Origin of the sequence: Microcystis wesenbergii NRERC-220, assembly GCF_032027425.1 — a bacterium.
GTDB classification, from domain to species: Bacteria; Cyanobacteriota; Cyanobacteriia; order Cyanobacteriales; family Microcystaceae; genus Microcystis; species Microcystis wesenbergii_A.
Map to the genome: position 1 here is coordinate 1,752,603 of NZ_JAVSJA010000001.1, position 17,855 is coordinate 1,770,457.

At 39.8% G+C, this 17,855-nt stretch carries 19 protein-coding genes; 16 read left to right on the forward strand and 3 right to left on the reverse strand.

Annotated features, from left to right (window positions below; genetic code table 11):
* The first annotated feature begins 11 nt into the window (after window positions 1-11).
* From RAM70_RS08490 to RAM70_RS08540, 11 genes are all read left to right on the forward strand, one after another.
* Window positions 12-1,037: an FkbM family methyltransferase gene (locus tag RAM70_RS08490; protein WP_312673269.1), complete on the forward strand. Its 1,026-nt coding sequence runs from the start codon at window positions 12-14 to the stop codon at window positions 1,035-1,037.
* A gap of 22 nt (window positions 1,038-1,059) precedes the next feature.
* A complete protein-coding gene (locus tag RAM70_RS08495) occupies window positions 1,060-1,785 on the forward strand; it encodes an FkbM family methyltransferase (RefSeq protein WP_045362379.1) in 726 nt (241 codons plus the stop codon).
* 98 nt (window positions 1,786-1,883) lie between these two features.
* Entirely contained in the window at window positions 1,884-2,177 is a 294-nt protein-coding gene (locus tag RAM70_RS08500; protein ID WP_045362376.1) for a hypothetical protein, read from the forward strand.
* 141 nt (window positions 2,178-2,318) lie between these two features.
* Window positions 2,319-2,654 carry a DUF433 domain-containing protein gene (locus RAM70_RS08505; RefSeq protein ID WP_045362372.1) on the forward strand — a complete coding sequence of 112 codons (336 nt, stop codon included), beginning with the start codon at window positions 2,319-2,321 and terminating at the stop codon, window positions 2,652-2,654.
* A 121-nt stretch (window positions 2,655-2,775) separates the two neighbouring features.
* On the forward strand, window positions 2,776-3,513 hold the full coding sequence (locus RAM70_RS08510) for a Uma2 family endonuclease (RefSeq protein WP_190380490.1): 738 nt from the start codon (window positions 2,776-2,778) through the stop codon (window positions 3,511-3,513).
* Window positions 3,514-3,876: 363 nt separating this feature from the next.
* Window positions 3,877-4,809, forward strand: coding sequence for a class I SAM-dependent methyltransferase (locus RAM70_RS08515; RefSeq protein ID WP_190380489.1), 933 nt, complete (start codon window positions 3,877-3,879; stop codon window positions 4,807-4,809).
* A 23-nt stretch (window positions 4,810-4,832) separates the two neighbouring features.
* On the forward strand, window positions 4,833-5,804 hold the full coding sequence (locus tag RAM70_RS08520) for a glycosyltransferase family 2 protein (protein WP_190380488.1): 972 nt from the start codon (window positions 4,833-4,835) through the stop codon (window positions 5,802-5,804).
* Between the two features lie 11 nt (window positions 5,805-5,815).
* The gene (locus tag RAM70_RS08525; RefSeq protein WP_045362364.1) at window positions 5,816-6,958 is read left to right on the forward strand and encodes a glycosyltransferase; all 1,143 of its coding nucleotides are present in this window, start codon (window positions 5,816-5,818) and stop codon (window positions 6,956-6,958) included.
* A gap of 109 nt (window positions 6,959-7,067) precedes the next feature.
* The gene (locus RAM70_RS08530; protein WP_045362361.1) at window positions 7,068-7,721 is read left to right on the forward strand and encodes a class I SAM-dependent methyltransferase; all 654 of its coding nucleotides are present in this window, start codon (window positions 7,068-7,070) and stop codon (window positions 7,719-7,721) included.
* A 57-nt stretch (window positions 7,722-7,778) separates the two neighbouring features.
* Window positions 7,779-8,927, forward strand: coding sequence for a glycosyltransferase family 2 protein (locus RAM70_RS08535; RefSeq protein WP_312673272.1), 1,149 nt, complete (start codon window positions 7,779-7,781; stop codon window positions 8,925-8,927).
* A gap of 19 nt (window positions 8,928-8,946) precedes the next feature.
* Complete coding sequence (locus RAM70_RS08540) at window positions 8,947-9,927, forward strand: NAD-dependent epimerase/dehydratase family protein (RefSeq protein WP_312673273.1); 981 nt, start codon at window positions 8,947-8,949, stop codon at window positions 9,925-9,927.
* 22 nt (window positions 9,928-9,949) lie between these two features.
* On the opposite strand, the gene RAM70_RS08545 is transcribed toward RAM70_RS08540, so the two are convergent.
* From RAM70_RS08545 to RAM70_RS08555, 3 genes are all read right to left on the reverse strand, one after another.
* Complete coding sequence (locus RAM70_RS08545) at window positions 9,950-10,096, reverse strand: hypothetical protein (protein ID WP_242029990.1); 147 nt, start codon at window positions 10,094-10,096, stop codon at window positions 9,950-9,952.
* Between the two features lie 468 nt (window positions 10,097-10,564).
* Complete coding sequence (locus RAM70_RS08550; RefSeq protein WP_312673277.1) at window positions 10,565-11,845, reverse strand: HhoA/HhoB/HtrA family serine endopeptidase; 1,281 nt, start codon at window positions 11,843-11,845, stop codon at window positions 10,565-10,567.
* A 494-nt stretch (window positions 11,846-12,339) separates the two neighbouring features.
* The gene (locus tag RAM70_RS08555) at window positions 12,340-13,107 is read right to left on the reverse strand and encodes a DUF6816 family protein (RefSeq protein WP_190380485.1); all 768 of its coding nucleotides are present in this window, start codon (window positions 13,105-13,107) and stop codon (window positions 12,340-12,342) included.
* A gap of 35 nt (window positions 13,108-13,142) precedes the next feature.
* Between RAM70_RS08555 and era the strand changes: the two genes are divergently transcribed.
* From era to RAM70_RS08580, 5 genes are all read left to right on the forward strand, one after another.
* On the forward strand, window positions 13,143-14,099 hold the full coding sequence (gene era, locus RAM70_RS08560) for a GTPase Era (RefSeq protein ID WP_312673280.1): 957 nt from the start codon (window positions 13,143-13,145) through the stop codon (window positions 14,097-14,099).
* Between the two features lie 192 nt (window positions 14,100-14,291).
* Complete coding sequence (locus RAM70_RS08565) at window positions 14,292-14,969, forward strand: uracil-DNA glycosylase family protein (RefSeq protein ID WP_312673282.1); 678 nt, start codon at window positions 14,292-14,294, stop codon at window positions 14,967-14,969.
* A gap of 3 nt (window positions 14,970-14,972) precedes the next feature.
* A complete protein-coding gene (gene rsmD, locus RAM70_RS08570) occupies window positions 14,973-15,518 on the forward strand; it encodes a 16S rRNA (guanine(966)-N(2))-methyltransferase RsmD (protein ID WP_002765123.1) in 546 nt (181 codons plus the stop codon).
* 641 nt (window positions 15,519-16,159) lie between these two features.
* Window positions 16,160-17,464 carry a threonine synthase gene (gene thrC, locus RAM70_RS08575; protein ID WP_002783420.1) on the forward strand — a complete coding sequence of 435 codons (1,305 nt, stop codon included), beginning with the start codon at window positions 16,160-16,162 and terminating at the stop codon, window positions 17,462-17,464.
* Between the two features lie 106 nt (window positions 17,465-17,570).
* Window positions 17,571-17,846 (forward strand): MoaD/ThiS family protein, encoded by a 276-nt coding sequence (locus RAM70_RS08580; protein ID WP_002750865.1) that lies wholly within the window; start codon window positions 17,571-17,573, stop codon window positions 17,844-17,846.
* Window positions 17,847-17,855 lie beyond the last annotated feature (9 nt).

Sequence of the window (17,855 nt, forward strand, 5' to 3'; positions counted from 1 at the left end):
ACAATTCTTACTTGTTTGCTAATATTGAAAATCTGAGACTTTCAATAAATACTTGGAAACCAACAACTTTCATTTTTTATATTACTATGTTTAAAAAAATGTTCAAAAATACGCTTAAGAGTGTTGCCTCAGCTTACAAATCTGCTGGATATCCTCTACTGCCAATTACAAAGTCTATTCGAGAACCGATGCGTTGGTTTTATCACCAATCCCTCTTATTACGTCATGATAGTAAATTCTATCTGAAACCTTTTTTATTAAAACAATTTCATGATTTATTGGTTGTAGAGCATCCCCAAGACTTCAAGATATATGGAGGAAAAATCAATTTTCGCTCTTCTGGCAGTTTAATGTCAGTTCAAGGATATTATGTTGGTGAAATAGAATACCACTTAGTTCAATATATTGTTAGTCAAATTAAACCTGGATTTGTCATGTTAGATGTAGGGGCACATCATGGTGTTTATACCCTAATTGTTGCCTATGAGCTAAAATCTCGTGGTTGGTCAGGAGTTATTCATAGTTTTGAGCCAAATCCACTAAATTTTTCCTTGCTCGAATACAATGTAAAGCAAAATCAGCTAACTGATTACGTGATTCTTCATAACGAAGCCGTATCCAATACAGAAGGAAGACAAAAATTACTGGCAGATTCTAGTGAGAATAGTGGCTGTCAATTAGAAAGCGTAGAAGTATTAGAACAAGGAAATAATCCAGATTTAATTAAAGAATATGAAATACAAGTATGTAAACTAGATGATTTGATTGACCAGGTGCAAAATGTAAATATCATAAAAATGGATATCCAAGGAGCTGAGCCTCTTGCTCTTCAAGGAGGCGAGACTATAATTAAAAGAGACAAACCAATATTGGTGGTAGAAGCAGTTGAAAATTGGTTGTCAACTGACAAAACAAAAGAGTTCTTGGCTGAACATAAGTACGAGATATATGGAGTTAGTTCCAAAGGAAAATTATGTCAAATCAATAGTCCTGATGTATTTGTTTCATGGGACTGCGTGGGATTGCCTCTTGAATAAAATTAATTGCCGTTAGAAATTTATGCCTAAAAAAGTAATCAAGAAACTCTCCAGGAGTTTAGGAATTGATCTAAAAAGATACAATGTACAAACATCTGAAGCGGCGAAAATGCAGCGCTTGTTAGCCTATCACAATATTGACTTAGTATTCGATGTTGGCGCTAATATTGGGCAATATGCTAAATTACTGCGAGAGTTAGGCTATTCAGGGAGGATTGTTTCCTTTGAACCGCTGTTAAGTGCTTACTCTCAATTAAAAGCTGTTAGTAAAAAAGACCCGCTGTGGGAAATTGCTCCCCAAACTGCCATCGGCAACCAAGAAGGTGAAATTACGATCAATATTGCTGGTAATAGTTATAGTAGTTCAGCTTTGCCAATGCTGGATGCTCACTTAGAATCTGCACCTGAATCAGCTTACTCTGGCTCAGAAACAGTAAAATTGAGCAGGCTAGATACCATTGCCAAGGACTATATCAAAAGCGAAACAAAATCCATTTTCCTCAAAATAGATGTGCAAGGATTGGAAAAACAAGTGCTAGAAGGGGCAACTGCAATTTTGCCTTTGGTTAAAGGCATTAAGCTTGAATTATCTTTAGTCCCTCTCTATGAAGGTCAAGTCCTGTTTAAAGAAATGATTGATATCGTAGAAAAATTAGGTTACGAACTGTACGGTATTGAACCAGGGTTTACTGCCGAAAAAACTGGGAGGATGTTGCAGATGGATGGAATTTTCTTCAAACCAGATTAAAAATTTAATCTGGTAAAACATGAGCAAAGCTATTTGTTGATATCCTTTCTCAAATAGTGCTACGCTATGTACACATTGCGTACACAACGAGAGAGACTATGGATAAGTATGACATTGAGAAAATTGGGGTGCGAGAATTTCGGAGCGAACTCCCTAAATACATATACGGTGAGACTCCCGTTGAGGTACTACGTCACGGTCATACTGTTGGGTTCTATTTCCCCGTTAAACAGGGGAGTAAAAGCGCCGATATCGCTGCCTTACAAGCGGTGGCCGCTCAATTTGAGTACCTGTTAAGTCAAAAGGGAATTTCCGAAGACGATATTGTTCGTGAGTTTGGTCAGATGTGTGAAGCGGACAGAGCGAATCAGAGAAAGGATTTGGACAAGTGAGACTCAAATTCATCGTTCTCGACGCTAATATCATCATAAGAAATAGACATCTCCAAAAATCTATACCCCAGTCCTAGCAATGGTATTCCTACTTGGTAATGGGATTTCTTATCCTTTTAGCTAAACAGCAACATTGCTCCTATGAAATTAGCCCCCATCCCAACAAAACAGTACATCGAGCAACGAGAAGAAGAATATTGGCTCGAAGGAACTCGTATCTCCCTTGATTCAGTTGTCTATTCTTTCTTGAACGGAGAATCGCCCGAAAGTATTGCCCAAAATTTCCCACTCCTTTCCCTCGAACAGGTTTATGGTGCGATCGCTTTCTATCTGGCCAATCGAGAGCTTGTCAATGCCTATCTGAAAAAGGGTGAAGCCGAGTTTCAGCAACTACAACAGTCTTGTAGAGAAAAGAGTCCTTTGCTGTACCAAAAATTGAAGGCGGATCAAGCCTACAATATGTGCTTAAAAAACTAATTTCCTAGAAGAAGGCTATAATTACCATAACATTTTGCCCCCATCTCAATTCTAGCCCCTAGATATTTTCCCCTAGCATTGGGGAAAAAGCTCCTTAAGTCTCATCACCAGCGTGACTCCGATGACTTCAACTATTGCCCCTTCTCGACTTTCACTGCCTACCCAAGATGAATTGCCCTGCGATGACGGCGTTCCCATGGAAACCCAACGACATAAACTCCAGATGGATATACTCATAGATACCTTGTTACCCTGGTTAGCTGCTAGGGAAGATGGCTATGTAGGCGGCAATATGTTCGTTTATTTCAGTGCCGCACAGTTAAAAAACGAGGACTTTCGCGGTCCCGATTTCTTTGCTGTCCTGGGGGTTCCCAAAGCGGAAAGAAAAAGTTGGGTGGTTTGGCAAGAGGGGAAAGCTCCCGATGTGGTTATCGAACTCCTTTCTGAAAGTACCGCTCAACAGGATAAAACTGAAAAGAAAGCTATCTATCAAGACCGCTTGCGAGTGCCAGAATATTTCTGGTACGATCCCTTCAATCCTGAAGACTGGGCGGGTTTTATTCTCAGAGACGGCAACTACGAGCCATTATCTCTAGAGACGGGAGAAAGATTTTTCAGTCAAAGGCTAGGGTTGGCTTTGGTACGCTGGCAAGGGGAGTATAAGGGAGTCGAGGCAGTTTGGTTGCGTTGGGCGACTTTTGCTGGCGATTTATTGCCCACGGAGTCAGAGCTAACTGAACAGGAAAGAATGCGGGCCCAACAGGAAAGAATGCGGGCCCAACAGGAAAGAATGCGGGCTGAGGATTTAGAAGCATTGCTCCAACGCTATCGAGAGCGTTTTGGAGATTTGCCAGAATAAATCTGGATGTTGACCAGCTAAAGTACAATAACTCTCCAGAAAGCTAATAGGATAGGAATATCAAGCATGGACGACCAATAACCTTAGAGAACTCTTGTTCACTTTCCGGTATTAGCTGATTAAAAATTTTCTTTACAAGAAGTTGATCATCAGGTACAATCTAGCCAATATGCCCATTGAATCCGGTCTTGAACTGGTTAGTTAATGGAATTGCCCATGATGATTGAAACCCTGCTCCAGCAGTATTTTGTCAAGATTTAATAGGAGGCAACCAGCTAGTAATATTTTGATAAAGGATACCAGTTCCGAGTTGGCTTTGACGACAAAACATGACAGTAAATATTAGTAGTATAAAGGTTGACAATGTTGAAGAAATTACTTAACCGTATGCAAACCGAACAGGGTAGAAAAAATATTAAATTTGCCCTAGCCAGAAAAATATTCAATCCCCTCTTAAGAAATATTGGCTATACCCTAATTACTGACCATTTTTATCAGCCGATACCCAACCGTCAGGAAATTATGACATACGCGGGCAAAGAAAGGCCTCTTAGCTCAATTGAATGGCATCTAGACAAGCAAACTGAACTGGTTAGGTATTTACTAGAAAAATATGGTTTGGAATTTAACAATAAAGAAATTTTTTCAGCATTTGGTTATTCCGAAGATAGTTCTGCTCTCATTAGTGGCGATGCAGAAGTACTCTATGCTATGGTCAGAGAAAGGAAACCCTCTCAGGTAATTGAAATTGGGTCGGGTGGTAGCACTAAAATTATCGCCGCAGCTTTAAGAATGAATTTTATAGAAAATTCCCAAAAATCACAACTGATCTCGATCGAGCCTTATCCTCAAGATTTTTTAAAAGACTTTGCTAATGTTAGTCAAGATTTTCTAGAATTTAGTTTGCTTACCCAGAAAGTAGAAGCCGTAGATTTGTCTGTTTTTGAATCCCTGCAAACCAATGATATTCTGTTCGTTGATTCCAGTCATGTATTTAAGTCTGGTAGTGATGTGGAGTTTGAATTTCTTCAAGTTTATCCCCGTTTACAAACAGGAGTCTTAGTTCATATTCACGATATATTTTTTCCCTATGATTATCCCATCGAATGGAATCTCAAAGAATCACGATACTGGAACGAGCAATACTTTTTAGAGACCTTTCTACAATTTAACAAAAAGTTTGAAATTTTGGCATCCTTATCTATGGTATCTTCTTATAATAATTCTGTGTTTCTTGATAATATCAATGCTTATAATGAAGAGCGATTACCCGGTTCTTTCTGGATGATTGCTTAAAAATTACGCGCTTCCAAACAATCATGAAAATAATTAATCTTAATCATAACTTTTCCACGACTCGCAAGCTCACTTCTGATCCCCTACAATATCCAATATTATCTCCCCCAAATCCAGAACGCAAGGGAGAAGGGGGATTAAGAACAAAGGGATATTTCAAACGGTCTTACGATGAAGCGAGTGGTTTGTCTGACAATTCACCGCTTCCTTTAGTTACCATCATTACTGTAGTTTTCAATGGTGAGAAGTATTTAGAGCAAACGATTCAGAGTGTGATTAATCAAACCTATGATAATGTTGAGTATATTGTTATAGATGGTGGTTCTACAGATGGTACTGTTGAAATTATCCATAAATACGAAGATGCTATTGATTATTGGCTGAGTGAACCAGATCAAGGTTTATACTTTGCTATGAATAAGGCTATAAGTCTAGCTATGGGTGAAATTATTGGCAATCTTAACTGTGGAGATTGGTACGAACTAGATGCAATTCAAAATAGTGTTTTAGCTCTTAATGATTCTCAAGCTGATTATGCTTATGGCAGTGTTTATTTAGTTAATCAAAAAGGAGAGAGAATAGGTAAGTTTTCAGCAATGACAGGGGAAAAGTTAAATCAAAGTATTTATTATGTTCAACCTTATCCCCATATTTCAGCTTTTGTCAAGAAGCTCGTTTACTTACAGGAAGGGTCTTTTAATACCAAGTATAAAGTAGCGGCCGATCACGAATTTAGCCTCAGAATTCATACAAAAAATTATCAAGGAGTAGAGATAAAAAAAGTGTTAGGAAATATTAGACCAGGCGGATTAAGTGGTAAAATAATTGCTAAGGAAGAGAGCCGAGATATAGCCATTGAATACGGAGTTAACAAAACTTATGCCTATTTACTATTTCTCTATTATACGATTAATAGCTATTTGGTAAAAATTTTGCCTCATTTTCTAGTTAAGTTAGTTAAAAATCTAAAGAACAGTCGATTTGGATACGAATAATCAGAATATTTATGAAAATACTACAAATTTCTCCGAAGCCATTTCACCCTGATCGAGGCGGTTTGTATGTTGTTCAAAAAAGCTTTAGCAATCTGATAGCAGCTAAAACCCTTGATACAATACCGATCAATTCCTCGGTCAGTGCAGAATCGGAAGCGGACTATCATCTGCAACAATTGAATATTTTCAATTTTGGAGCTAACTATGGAATACCTATCATTACCTATAAATTATTATCTCAATTGTGGGCATTGGAGCTTAACTTAATTACTATACACTGTCTTTTTCAGTTTCATGTTGTTATTGGTTATGTATTGTCAAAAATCAAAAAAGTCCCTTACATAGTATTTCTACATGGTACTCTAGACCCCTATGTATTTTCCTATCGCGCTATACCTAAATATTTATGGATGTATGGAATAGGCCAGCGAATATTACAACAAGCTAGTGCTGTTATTTGCACTAGCAACCGGGAAGCTGAAAAAGCAAGCAATTATCTACGGAATTCTAATGTAGAAATCTGTCCTCTGGGAATTGAAGTTCCAGACTTGCCAGGAATTGTACAGTACAAAAATCAGGTACGAGAAAAACTAGGAATTGATAAGAGTAAAAAAATACTGCTGTTTTTAGGTAGAATTGACCCAATGAAACGCCCTATTGAAACTGCTTTAGCTTTTAAAAAAAATAATCCACAAGACTGGGTTTATCTAATGGTTGGTAGCTTGTCTAAATCAGAAAAATATTGTTTAGAATTGGTTGTTGATAATCAGCAAGTTTACTACCATCACTCAGTTTATGGTTTAGATAAATGGATATTTATGGCTGCCGCTGACGCTTTTATTCATTTAAGCTATCGGGAAAATTTTTGCTATTCTGTCGCAGAAGCAGCGGCCCTTGGTTTGCCCCTTATAATCTCTGATGGTATAGATATCTACCCTGTTTTAGAGGAAGCGGGAGGTGCTGATGTAATTACTATTAATTCTGAGGAGGATATACATAAGGGTCTGGCGAAATTTTTGGATAAATCAGAAATGGATCAAAAGGCCATGGGAGAAAGGGCAAAAAAGGTTTTCCAAGAAAACTTTTGTCAATCTGTTTTCCAAGATAGATTAGTAAAATTGATTAAAAAATATGCTAGAGAAAATCACTTCTAGTGACACTGTTGTTTCGTACTATCCCATACCAATTATTTCTCAGGAGGCTTAAATGGTTTACGATCACTCAATTCATTATACCCGTCATACCTTACGGCAATACCTGCCGATGAGTGGAAAAGCGATGCTCAACCGAATTCTCGATATTTTGAGAATGGAAGTAAATTTTTCAGGAAAGAGCTTTGCTGATGTGGGTTGTAGTACCGCTTATATTACTGCGGTAATCGTTGATGAATTCAAACCAGATATTGCTGTAGGGATGGATATTCATCAACCAAATCTTGAACTGGCAAAACAACGTTATCCGCACATTCAGTTCCAAACGATTAACCTCAATGAAGACAACAAACCTGAAACTCAATACGATGTATTAATATGTACGGAAACCCTAGAACACGTTGGTGAACTTACCACTGCTATCGACAATCTGATTAAATTGAAAAAAAGTCAAGGTTTTCTTTTAATTCTTGTCCCAGATGAAATTGGTTGGCTAGGATTTCTGCGAGTATTGTGGAGAGTAATTCGTTATGGGTATAATGCACTTAATTGTTTTCAAGAAATTCCCAAGCAGAAATTCCTTTTTCTTAAGTATATGTGGAGTCTATTAACAGGAGAACGAGTTTCTAAGTATAGAAATGAAAGAAGCCATTGGTGTACTCATTTTGGGTTTGACTATCGGGATATTGACGATTATCTTCAGGTTAAAAATGTTGATTTTTATGCCTATAATAAATTTGGCAATAGATACTATATAGTTAGGTAAACTTAAATAGTTAATAGTAAATTGTGATTGCAAGTAAAAAATTAAAATCTAAAGTCTATGTCACAAAATACCGAATATTTTTTATGTACCTACCCCACTGTAACTGTAGCTATTCCCACCTACAATGAAGCCGATCATATTGAGTCGGTTATTCGTGGGTTTCTTCAAACCAGTTATCCTAAATTATTAGAGATTTTAGTAGCTGATGGAGGTAGTCAAGATGAAACTCAAGCATTAGTTAAAAAATTGTCTTTGGCAGACTCAAGAGTCAAACTTATTATTAATCCCCTCAAAATTCAATCTGCTGCCCTTAATCAGATGCTTTCTGAAGCCAAAGGAGATGTTTTTTTGCGTGCTGATGCCCATTGCGATTACGCACCAGACTATATTGAAAAATGTGTAGAGGCTTTACTAGAATCAAAGGCTCTGAATGTGGGAGGATCTCAACGTTTTGTTGCTACTAATGATTTCCAAGCTGGTTTGGCCATAGCATCAAGAAGCTTTTTAGGTAATGGAGGGGCAAAGTATCGAGATCCCAACTATGATGGCTATGCTGATACAGTTTTTATAGGGTGTTTTTGGAGAAAAGCTTTATTAGAAATAGCTCTTGAACTAGTTCAATTAGATAATCCCGAAGAAATTTATGAGGTTGATTCGAGAAAAATATTAACAGTTTTTGATCCATTTCAAGTAACTAATCAAGATGCGGAACTTAATTTAAGATTAAAAGAAAAACAAAATAATGCGATTTATGTAAGTTCTAAAATCAAAGTATATTACTATCCTAGAAGCTCTTGGGAAACTTTATTTATTCAGTATTTTAAATACGGTAGAGGTAGATACTTGACCTTTCTCAAACATCCACAAAGCACTCCCACAAGAAGTAAGTTACCATTAATAATTTTTATTACTATAATTTTATTTTTCCTGTTAGATATATTATGGTTAAACAATCGACTTCACTCCCAGTTATTTTTAGTAGTAGCTATTGTTTTTATTTTAGCGGAGTCGATCAGAATAAATTATAAGTATAGAGATGATTTTGATTTAGAAATTTGGCGGGGTAAAAAGGAAAAAATACCTAATTTCTTCTCTAGAGTTTTTTGGTGTACTATAGCATTTTTGATTATGCCTACTGCTTATTTTAGCGGAAATATATATCAAATATATAGACACAAAGTTTTAAAAATAGAGAAAAAGTTCTAAAAAAATATTAATTTACTTTATGAAAAACATTTTAGTCACGGGTGCAACAGGTTTTATCGGTAGCTATCTTCTGCCAATTTTATCTCAGCAGAAATTCCAGATTACTGCGGCAGTACGAAAGAATTTATATCAGTCGTTATCTGGGCCAATAAGAATAGTTAAAGTTGGCAATATCGATGAAAAAACTAATTGGCAAGAGGCACTACAGGGAATTGATATAGTCATCCATCTAGCAGCCCGCGCTCATATTATCAACGAAACTATTCCCAATCCAGAAGCGGAGTTTATTAAGGTTAATACTCAAGGTACAGCTAACTTGGTTCAACAGTCAATTCAAGCAGGAGTTAAACACTTTATTTTTATCAGTTCTATCGGTGCGATGACAACTCAAAGCGATAGGATACTCACAGAAAATTCTCCTTGTCACCCTGATAGTCCCTATGGTCGTAGTAAATTGCAAGCAGAACAAGCTTTAATTAACCTTGCCAAAGATAGCAACATGACTTGGACAATTATTCGTCCTACTCTAGTTTACGGTTCTGGTAATCCGGGTAATATGGAGCGCTTGATGAAACTAATTAAACGGGGATTACCCTTACCTTTTGGTGCAATAAAAAATCGCCGTAGTTTTGTCTTTGTGGGTAACTTAGTTGCTGCCATTATTACCTGTTTAGATCATCCTAATGCCGCTAATCAAATCTTTTTAATTAGCGATAACCAAGCTGTTTCTACTCCCCAATTAATTCGACTCATTGCTCAACAAATTCAACACCCCTGTCAATTGCTACCCGTCCCCACTACCTTACTTAGATTCTTAGGTTATCTGGGTGATAGCCTAGAATCCATAACAGGGAAAAATCTCCCTTTTAACACCTATAATATTGATCGCTTGCTTGGTTCTCTTGCCGTTGACTCTAGCCATATTCAAAAAACCCTAAATTGGCAACCTCCCTTTACTTTAGAGCAAGGATTAGCTCGAACAATTCGGCCAGAAAATTAGTGATCAGCTTGTCAAAAAGACTTCACAATTCAAGTTCCGCTTTGACAAAATCGGCAGTTTTATGAAGAGAAAACCCTACTTTAGTCGCTATTGTCTGCATAGCGCCGCTATCCCTTAAAATTTTCCCTTTAATTCCCTCTAATCCTTCCTTTTTGCCAATATTGATCATACTATCCCTAATCTAATTATCAGGCAATGAGCGATAATTCTGCACTATGCTATCTCTTGATATCTTTATTGTCTTTCTACAGCACTTTCAATTAAAACACTCTCTAAATAAACATCATATTCTAGATTTGTTGGAAATTACTGAATTGTTGGAATCACTTTTAAAGCGTTTCTCATCAAGATGAAGTATAAACTGACAAGGCATCTTCTTCTGTCTCCCCAAAAGGAAAACTTAGTAACTCACCATTAAGATAACTGCTATAATACTAAATCCGTTGAGTATAGGCTACATATCAGGAGAGGCAATAGGCAATAGGCAATAGGCAAAAGGGGGAATAAATAATCAGTCTTTAATAACCAGATTTAGTATAACTATTAGATTCAAGAGCCAAAAGTAAAACCAGAAATATAGAGAGCTTACTAACAAGCTCTCTATAAAGTTTAGGTCTTCTACCACTTATCTTCCAGACTAGGATCTGTTAGCAGTATTCAAGCTACCCACTTGAATATTCAGATTAATTTTTTGTCCTTCCCGGCTAATTTCTACGGGCAAATTATCGCCGATTTGAGTATTAGCAACAATTTCCCGAACCGCATCAGGATCGGTGACATTCTTACCACCTACAGACTTTAACACATCACCTGATCGCAATCCCGCTGCTGCGGCAGGAGAACCTCTCATCACCCGCACTAACAAGACACCAGAATCATCGGGAATAGTCCAATTATCGGCCATAGGACTATCGGCTAATTGTTCTTTTACCTCCGAAGTTAACTGTACCATTTGAACACCGAGATAGGGATGTTCCACCTTACCCGTGGCGATTAATTGTTCGGCGATTCTTTGGGCAGTTTTAATCGGAATAGCAAAACCTAAACCCTGGGCATTTTGAATGATAGCAGTGTTAACTCCGATGACTTCTCCCCGATCATTTAACAAAGGTCCGCCGGAGTTTCCGGGGTTAATTGCCGCATCAGTTTGCAGGAAATCCACCCGTTTATCACTAGCACCAATTTGGGAGCCATTGCGTTCCTTGGCACTAATAATTCCCGTGGTTACAGTGTTATCTAATCCCAAAGGATTACCGATAGCGATCGCCCATTCTCCCACCTGTAAACTATCAGAATTACCTAATTTAACCGTGGGTAAATTGCTCGTTTCCACCTGTACCACTGCCACATCAGTTAAAGGATCACTACCTAAGACTTTACCATCGATAGTGCGACCATCTTTGAGGGTGACAGTCACCTTATCCGCTCCCTCGACAACGTGAGCATTGGTGATAATTTTACCGTCATTACTGATAATAAACCCCGAACCTGTACCTCTTTGAACTTGTTTTTCTCCTCCCTCTGGTATTTGAGAACCAAAGAAGCGACGGAAAACAGGATCGTTAGCAAATTCAGAAAAATCACCGCCTCCATTGACTTCCCTAGAAGCATTAATTCTTACCACCGCCGGCCCCACTTCTTGCACCACAGAAGCGACAAAATTGGTGGGAATAACAAGAGACGAGGGAGCCGCTGCCGCTGGTGTGGAGGGGCGAGGATTAGTGGCAGCGGGGGCAATATTTTGGGCTAATTCTAGAGGATTTTGACTGTAGGCGTAGGTGGCACCGATACCTAACCCGGCGCCCAAAACCAGTAAAGAGGAATAGGCAAAAAGTTTTTTCATTGCAGAAGATTTGGATCGTTTGGGATTGCCTTCGTTGCTCGGGGAAATATTATCGTTAAAAATATTGTGAGTCATAGTTTTTATTGTTTAACCATTCTGAGAAGGGAATAAAAGTCAGTCCTAATAATCGTGGGTGTGAGAGGAGTGTTTCGGAAAACGGCTGAGGACTGACTATCTCTAATCTAGGCGGGGGATATGAACTTACTGTGACGCAGACATGAACTTTTGATTGCAAGCTCATTGTCCTATCAGTATTCAGTATTCAGTATTCAGGAGTCAGGCTTCGGCCGTGAGCTCAGGCTTCGACGGTGAGCTCAGCCGAACCGCCGAACGGAGTCGGTCGTCAGGAGTCAGCTTTTATTTCTTCTCCCCCTCTCCCTGCTCCCCAATTCATAATTCATAATTCATAATTCATAATTCCCACTTCCCCTTCTCCTGCGCTCCCCACTGATTACTGATTACTGTTTACTGTTTACTGTTTACTGATCACTGAAAAGCTCCCCCTATACTTTTTTAACAGGATGGGGAAAGACTGCGCTGGTTTCAGCAGGGTTTAACCACTGGTGATCTTAATCTTTCAGCAATTCTAGGCGATAACGATACAAAGCTACAGGACGATTCGGCGCTTGGAAATAATCCGGCGATTGGGGGGAAAGATAAATGGCTGTCACCTGATCGCCTAGAATTTTATTAGGAGATAATAACTGATAGGCGGTGGTGGTTTCCACCTCATTAAGATAAGTATTGGTTTCTCCCCGGAAAATTTGTTGACTAATTTCCGTGGCAATAAATTGATTTCGGCTAGGAGTTTCGCTATTTCTGGCAATTACCGTGGAAATTAGTTGATGAGCGCCCCGTAAAAAGGTAATCTGACGATTGGGATTATTGGGGTCAGTTTTTACCGATAATACCGATTGATTACCTAAATAGGCGCGACTAATTGCTAAACCATTAAAGGATCGATCGGCCACAATTGATGGTTTACTGATAATGGTAGATAAAAAGGCAGCATTTATCGGTCTGGAAATAGCTTTCTCGATGAATCTCACCGGAAACTCGAGCGATTTTTCTAGGTAACGACGATTACTTTCAAAACCAGGTGTGATAATCTGGGGAGCAAGAGGAGCGGTTAAATCGATTAGGGTACTGGTGACAGTCCAACTGCCTACCATCCAATCGGGATAAACTAAATCTCCACTGGCAAAACTAACCACTGGTTTAGTCATCCAGCGAGGATAATTAGTTAAGCGATCGCTTAAATTTCCCGCTATAGATAATTCTAAATGGTTACTACAGCCCAGAGTCAATACTAACAAGAACAAAATTATCCTTTGCATGGGTAAAAATATTTTTTAAGTAATATTCTTTAATTATGAACGATTTGATCAACTCCCAAGCCTTTAATCTCGATTCGGCAGTAATTCCCATCGCACCGACTGGTTTTAAATCGGGTTTTATTGGCATTATTGGTCGTCCTAATGTGGGCAAGTCCACCCTGATGAATCAATTAGTGGGACAAAAAATCGCCATTACTTCCCCCATCGCTCAAACTACCCGCAACCGTTTACGCGGCATTGTCACCAGCGAGATATCCCAGATGATTTTTGTCGATACCCCCGGCATTCACAAGCCCCATCACGAATTAGGCAAAGTTTTAGTTAAAAATGCTGAAAACGCCATAAATTCCGTAGATTTAGTTTTATTTGTTGTCGATAGTAGCAATTTTTTGGGCAGTGGCGATCGCTATATTGCCGATTTACTGACTAAAAACCAAACTCCCACGATTTTAGGGCTAAATAAAGCCGATCAGCAACCGGAAGACCGGGAGCCTATCGACGATAGTTATCGCACCTTAGCGGCGGAAAATAACTGGCCTCTGCTCAAATTTTCGGCACTGGAGGGGACGGGAATCGCAGAATTGCAAAATCTGTTAATTGATTCCCTCGAAGTCGGTCCCTACTACTATCCCCCCGATTTAGTCACCGATCAACCGGAAAGGTTTATTATGGGCGAATTAATCCGCGAACAGATTTTACTGCAAACCCGTCAGGAAATTCCCCATTCTGTGGCGGTGGTGATTGAACGTGTCGAGGAAACTCCCGCTTTAACCAAGGTTTTTGCCGCCATCAATGTGGAACGAGATTCCCAAAAAGGGATCGTCATCGGTAAAAATGGCAGTATGTTAAAAGCGATCGGCTCTTCCGCTCGATCGGCTATTCAAAAGTTAATCGCTGGGGAGGTATATTTAAAATTATTTGTGAAAGTAGAACCGAAATGGCGACAATCTCGCTCACTTTTAGCAGAATTTGGCTATCGCACCGAGGAGTGAATTGGGTTGTAGGGTGTGGGGTGTGGGTTGTAGGGTGTGGGGTGTAGGGTGTAGGGTGTAGGGTGTAGGGTGTAGGGTGTGGGGAGAAGCTTTTTTCAGTGATCAGTAAACAGTAATCACTGAACTGAAAACTCACATCTGATAACTGAAAACTCACATCTGATAACTGATAACTGATAACTGATAACTGAAATGGCCGATATTACAAACCTAATTAAACAGGTACACCAAGAGGCAAAAAAAGAGGATTTTCCCATCGATACCCTGATTTACCAAGAGGCAAAAAAAGACCCCTTTGAACCGGTTTTGTATGCTGGTAATCTTGCTAGTCAGTTATGCTTTTTTGGCCGGGATTTAGGACGAGATGAAGTGTACGCAGGACAACCTTTGATCGGGGCTGCCGGTAGAATGGTAAGAGAGGGATTTTTTCAAGCTTGGCAGGGTAGAAAATCCCATGATCGTCAAGAGCTATTATCGGTGTGCGATCGAATTTTCTTGACTAATACAGTTCCCTACAAACCGCCGGGTAATAAAGCTTATTCTGGGGAAGTGAAAGATCGTTTTCGTCCATTTATAGAAAAACTGCTCGTTTTTTATTGGCAAGGTGATCATATCATTCCCCTTGGTACGGAAGCTTTTAAATGGTTTGAACCCTACGGTAAACCCAGAGAAGTAGATAAATTCTATCTTGATAAAGAACGCTTTACCAAAAAACTCCTAGTTACCCTTACCGCTACTGATGAAGATGGATTAAAACAGCAAAAGAAAGTGACTTTATTGCCTCTCCCCCATCCCTCTCCTCTCAATCAAAGATACTATGCTCTTTTTCCTGATTTATTACAAAAAAGATTAACTGAATTTGCCTTTTAACTAATGAGAATTTACGGCAATCGTCCCATAAAAACCCTAGCAGGACAATTAACCCGTCCGACGACAGCAAGGGTCCGAGAAGCTTTATTTAATATCTGGCAACAGAAATTATCCGGCTGTCGTTGGTTGGATCTTTGTGCGGGTAATGGTTCCATGGGTGCGGAAGCTTTATGTCGAGGTGCGAGTCTAGTAATCGGAATTGAACAATCAGGACGCGCTGGCGAAATTATTAAGGAAAATTGGCGCAATTTAGCAACTTCTCACCAGCAATTTCAAGTAATTCGGGGGGATGTACTGACAAAGTTAGCCACTTTAGCGGGGAAAAGTTTTGATCTAATTTATTTTGATCCTCCCTACGAAAGCGGGTTATATTTACCGGTACTAACTGCCATCTCTCAATCTAATTTATTAGATTCTCTGGGGGAAATTGCCGTGGAACACAATCCCAAATCTTGGCAAGCAATTAATCTAGAAGGTTTAACCATTTGTCGTCAAAAACGCTACGGCAATACTACCTTAACTTTTTATCAAAAAGCAGATGTTTCCTGACCACTGACTCTTAAGGTTTGATCCCCCCTGCCCCCGTAGGGTTGATTCATGAATCAACCCTACCTTGAATCAACCCTACCTTGAATCAACCCTACCTTGAATCAACCCTACCTTGAATCAACCCTACCTTGAATCAACCCTACCTTGAATCAACCCTACCTTCCTAGGGAGAAGGGAGAATAAATAAAAATAATCTCCTGCCGACCGCCGAAAATGGTCAATTTTATTTGGCAGTCCAGAAAAAATTATTATTTCTCAACAAAATCACATAATTTGTCACTTTTCTTGACAATCATCCTGAGTAAAGCGAGAAACTTTCTGGCAACCGCAGTTAATCGCCCCCTGTTTAAGCTATTTAAAGGAAAATTAGGGTTTATTTCGATAAAATTCCGCAAAAAAAGGCTATATACTCCTAAAAAACTTAAATAACTTCTTCTAGTTCTTTTGTTGACCTAAAACTACACCGAAGTTTCCTGACACGGCAGCCCAACCATCTCCCCTTAACCCTTGCTGCTCCCCAGATTATCCCCTAGTTTTTGTATAAATTTATACCCGACAAAAATAGTCGGGTATATTTGACACCAAGATTTTGCCGGTGATAGGATGCTTGTAGATTCAGTTGACGGCAAGACAGGAAAATCATGACCCTAGCGACAAACATCGAAACCTCAAAATTCATCCCGACCTTTACCCGCTTGGTTTCTAAGGAAGGAGGGACATCCTACCCCCTGAAAGCGCTGAATATCTGCGAAGAAACCTTTGCCCCCCTAGAAGTGGACTACGATTACGACCTCATCCGTCGCACCGTTACCAGAGAAAGCATTCAAGCAGGTCCCAATTCCATCTGGCGCTATCGTTCCTTTTTGCCGGTGGAAAGTGAAAATCCCATCGATGTGGGTACGGGTATGACTCCCCTAGTTAAATCCCACCGTTTAGCCCGGCGCTTGGGTCTAAAAAATCTCTACATTAAAAATGATGCCGTCAATATGCCCACTCTCAGCTTCAAAGATAGAGTGGTATCCGTCGCCCTTACCCGGGCCAAAGAATTAGGTTTTACCACCGTTTCCTGTGCTAGTACGGGAAATCTGGCCAATTCCACCGCCGCTATTGCCGCTCACGCCGGTTTAGACTGTTGTGTTTTCATTCCCTCCGACTTAGAAGCGGGTAAAATTCTCGGCACCCTAATCTATAATCCCACGGTCATGGCAGTTAAAGGCAATTACGATCAAGTTAACCGTCTCTGTTCAGAAGTGGGCAATACCTACGGTTGGGGTTTTGTCAACATCAATCTGCGTCCCTACTATTCCGAAGGTTCCAAAACTTTAGGCTTTGAAGTGGCTGAACAATTAGGCTGGAAACTCCCCGACCATATTGTCGCACCTTTAGCCAGTGGTTCCCTGTTTACCAAGATTTATAAAGGCTTCCAAGAATTCGTCAAAGTCGGTTTGGTGGCAGATAAAGCAGTGCGTTTTAGTGGCGCTCAAGCGGAGGGTTGTTCCCCCATTGCCCAAGCTTTCAAGGAAGGACGGGATTTTGTCGCCCCAGTTAAACCCAATACTATCGCCAAATCGATCGCTATTGGTAATCCCGCCGATGGTGTTTATGCCCTTGATATTGCCCGTAAAACTGGCGGTAATATTGAATCCGTCACCGATGCCGAAATTATCGAAGGTATTAAACTTTTGGCAGAAACGGAAGGCATTTTCACGGAAACCGCAGGCGGTACGACTATCGCTGTCTTGAAAAAATTAGTAGAAGCGGGTAAAATCGACCCCGAAGAAACCACGGTCGTTTATATCACCGGTAATGGTCTAAAAACCCAAGAAGCGGTACAGGGTTATATCGGTGAACCCCTGTTAATCGAACCGAAATTAGAAAGCTTTGAACGGGCCCTGGAACGTTCCCGCACCCTCGAACGCCTCGAATGGCAACAGGTTCTCGTCTAGAATTGATGTTCGGGGATGATGGGGCGATTATCCCCTTGCCTCATCTCCACAAGCAATTTAAATTCGCGTGCAGCTTACTGTCCTTTCCACTTTTTCCTTGATATCTATGGCTGTAAAAGTTCTCATTCCTACTCCCCTGCAAAAATTTACAGAAAATAAGGCTACCATCGAGTGTAGTGCTAGTAGTGTCGGTGGTTTAATCGAATCCTTAGAAGCAAGTTTCCCCGGTATTAAGGCCCGCTTATGCGATGAAGAGGGCGCACCCCGGCGCTTTTTAAATTTCTACGTCAACAGTGAAGATATTCGCTTCCTCGATGGGACAAAAACTCCCTTAAAAGATGGCGATGAAGTCAGTATCGTTCCTGCGGTGGCTGGAGGTTAACCTCCCCAT

What these genes read in the sequence shown, in the direction of transcription:
- RAM70_RS08515 (WP_190380489.1), top strand. Translation starts at nt 3,877, where the DNA reads ATGTTGAAGAAATTACTTAACCGTATGCAAACCGAACAGGGTAGAAAA.
- RAM70_RS08530 (WP_045362361.1), top strand. Translation starts at nt 7,068, where the DNA reads ATGAGTGGAAAAGCGATGCTCAACCGAATTCTCGATATTTTGAGAATG.
- RAM70_RS08580 (WP_002750865.1), top strand. Translation starts at nt 17,571, where the DNA reads ATGGCTGTAAAAGTTCTCATTCCTACTCCCCTGCAAAAATTTACAGAA.
- RAM70_RS08565 (WP_312673282.1), top strand. Translation starts at nt 14,292, where the DNA reads ATGGCCGATATTACAAACCTAATTAAACAGGTACACCAAGAGGCAAAA.
- RAM70_RS08495 (WP_045362379.1), top strand. Translation starts at nt 1,060, where the DNA reads ATGCCTAAAAAAGTAATCAAGAAACTCTCCAGGAGTTTAGGAATTGAT.
- RAM70_RS08520 (WP_190380488.1), top strand. Translation starts at nt 4,833, where the DNA reads ATGAAAATAATTAATCTTAATCATAACTTTTCCACGACTCGCAAGCTC.
- RAM70_RS08555 (WP_190380485.1), bottom strand. Translation starts at nt 13,107, where the DNA reads ATGCAAAGGATAATTTTGTTCTTGTTAGTATTGACTCTGGGCTGTAGT.
- RAM70_RS08500 (WP_045362376.1), top strand. Translation starts at nt 1,884, where the DNA reads ATGGATAAGTATGACATTGAGAAAATTGGGGTGCGAGAATTTCGGAGC.
- RAM70_RS08505 (WP_045362372.1), top strand. Translation starts at nt 2,319, where the DNA reads ATGAAATTAGCCCCCATCCCAACAAAACAGTACATCGAGCAACGAGAA.
- thrC (WP_002783420.1), top strand. Translation starts at nt 16,160, where the DNA reads ATGACCCTAGCGACAAACATCGAAACCTCAAAATTCATCCCGACCTTT.
- RAM70_RS08550 (WP_312673277.1), bottom strand. Translation starts at nt 11,845, where the DNA reads ATGACTCACAATATTTTTAACGATAATATTTCCCCGAGCAACGAAGGC.
- RAM70_RS08535 (WP_312673272.1), top strand. Translation starts at nt 7,779, where the DNA reads ATGTCACAAAATACCGAATATTTTTTATGTACCTACCCCACTGTAACT.
- RAM70_RS08545 (WP_242029990.1), bottom strand. Translation starts at nt 10,096, where the DNA reads ATGATCAATATTGGCAAAAAGGAAGGATTAGAGGGAATTAAAGGGAAA.
- RAM70_RS08510 (WP_190380490.1), top strand. Translation starts at nt 2,776, where the DNA reads ATGACTTCAACTATTGCCCCTTCTCGACTTTCACTGCCTACCCAAGAT.
- RAM70_RS08525 (WP_045362364.1), top strand. Translation starts at nt 5,816, where the DNA reads ATGAAAATACTACAAATTTCTCCGAAGCCATTTCACCCTGATCGAGGC.
- RAM70_RS08540 (WP_312673273.1), top strand. Translation starts at nt 8,947, where the DNA reads ATGAAAAACATTTTAGTCACGGGTGCAACAGGTTTTATCGGTAGCTAT.
- rsmD (WP_002765123.1), top strand. Translation starts at nt 14,973, where the DNA reads ATGAGAATTTACGGCAATCGTCCCATAAAAACCCTAGCAGGACAATTA.
- era (WP_312673280.1), top strand. Translation starts at nt 13,143, where the DNA reads ATGAACGATTTGATCAACTCCCAAGCCTTTAATCTCGATTCGGCAGTA.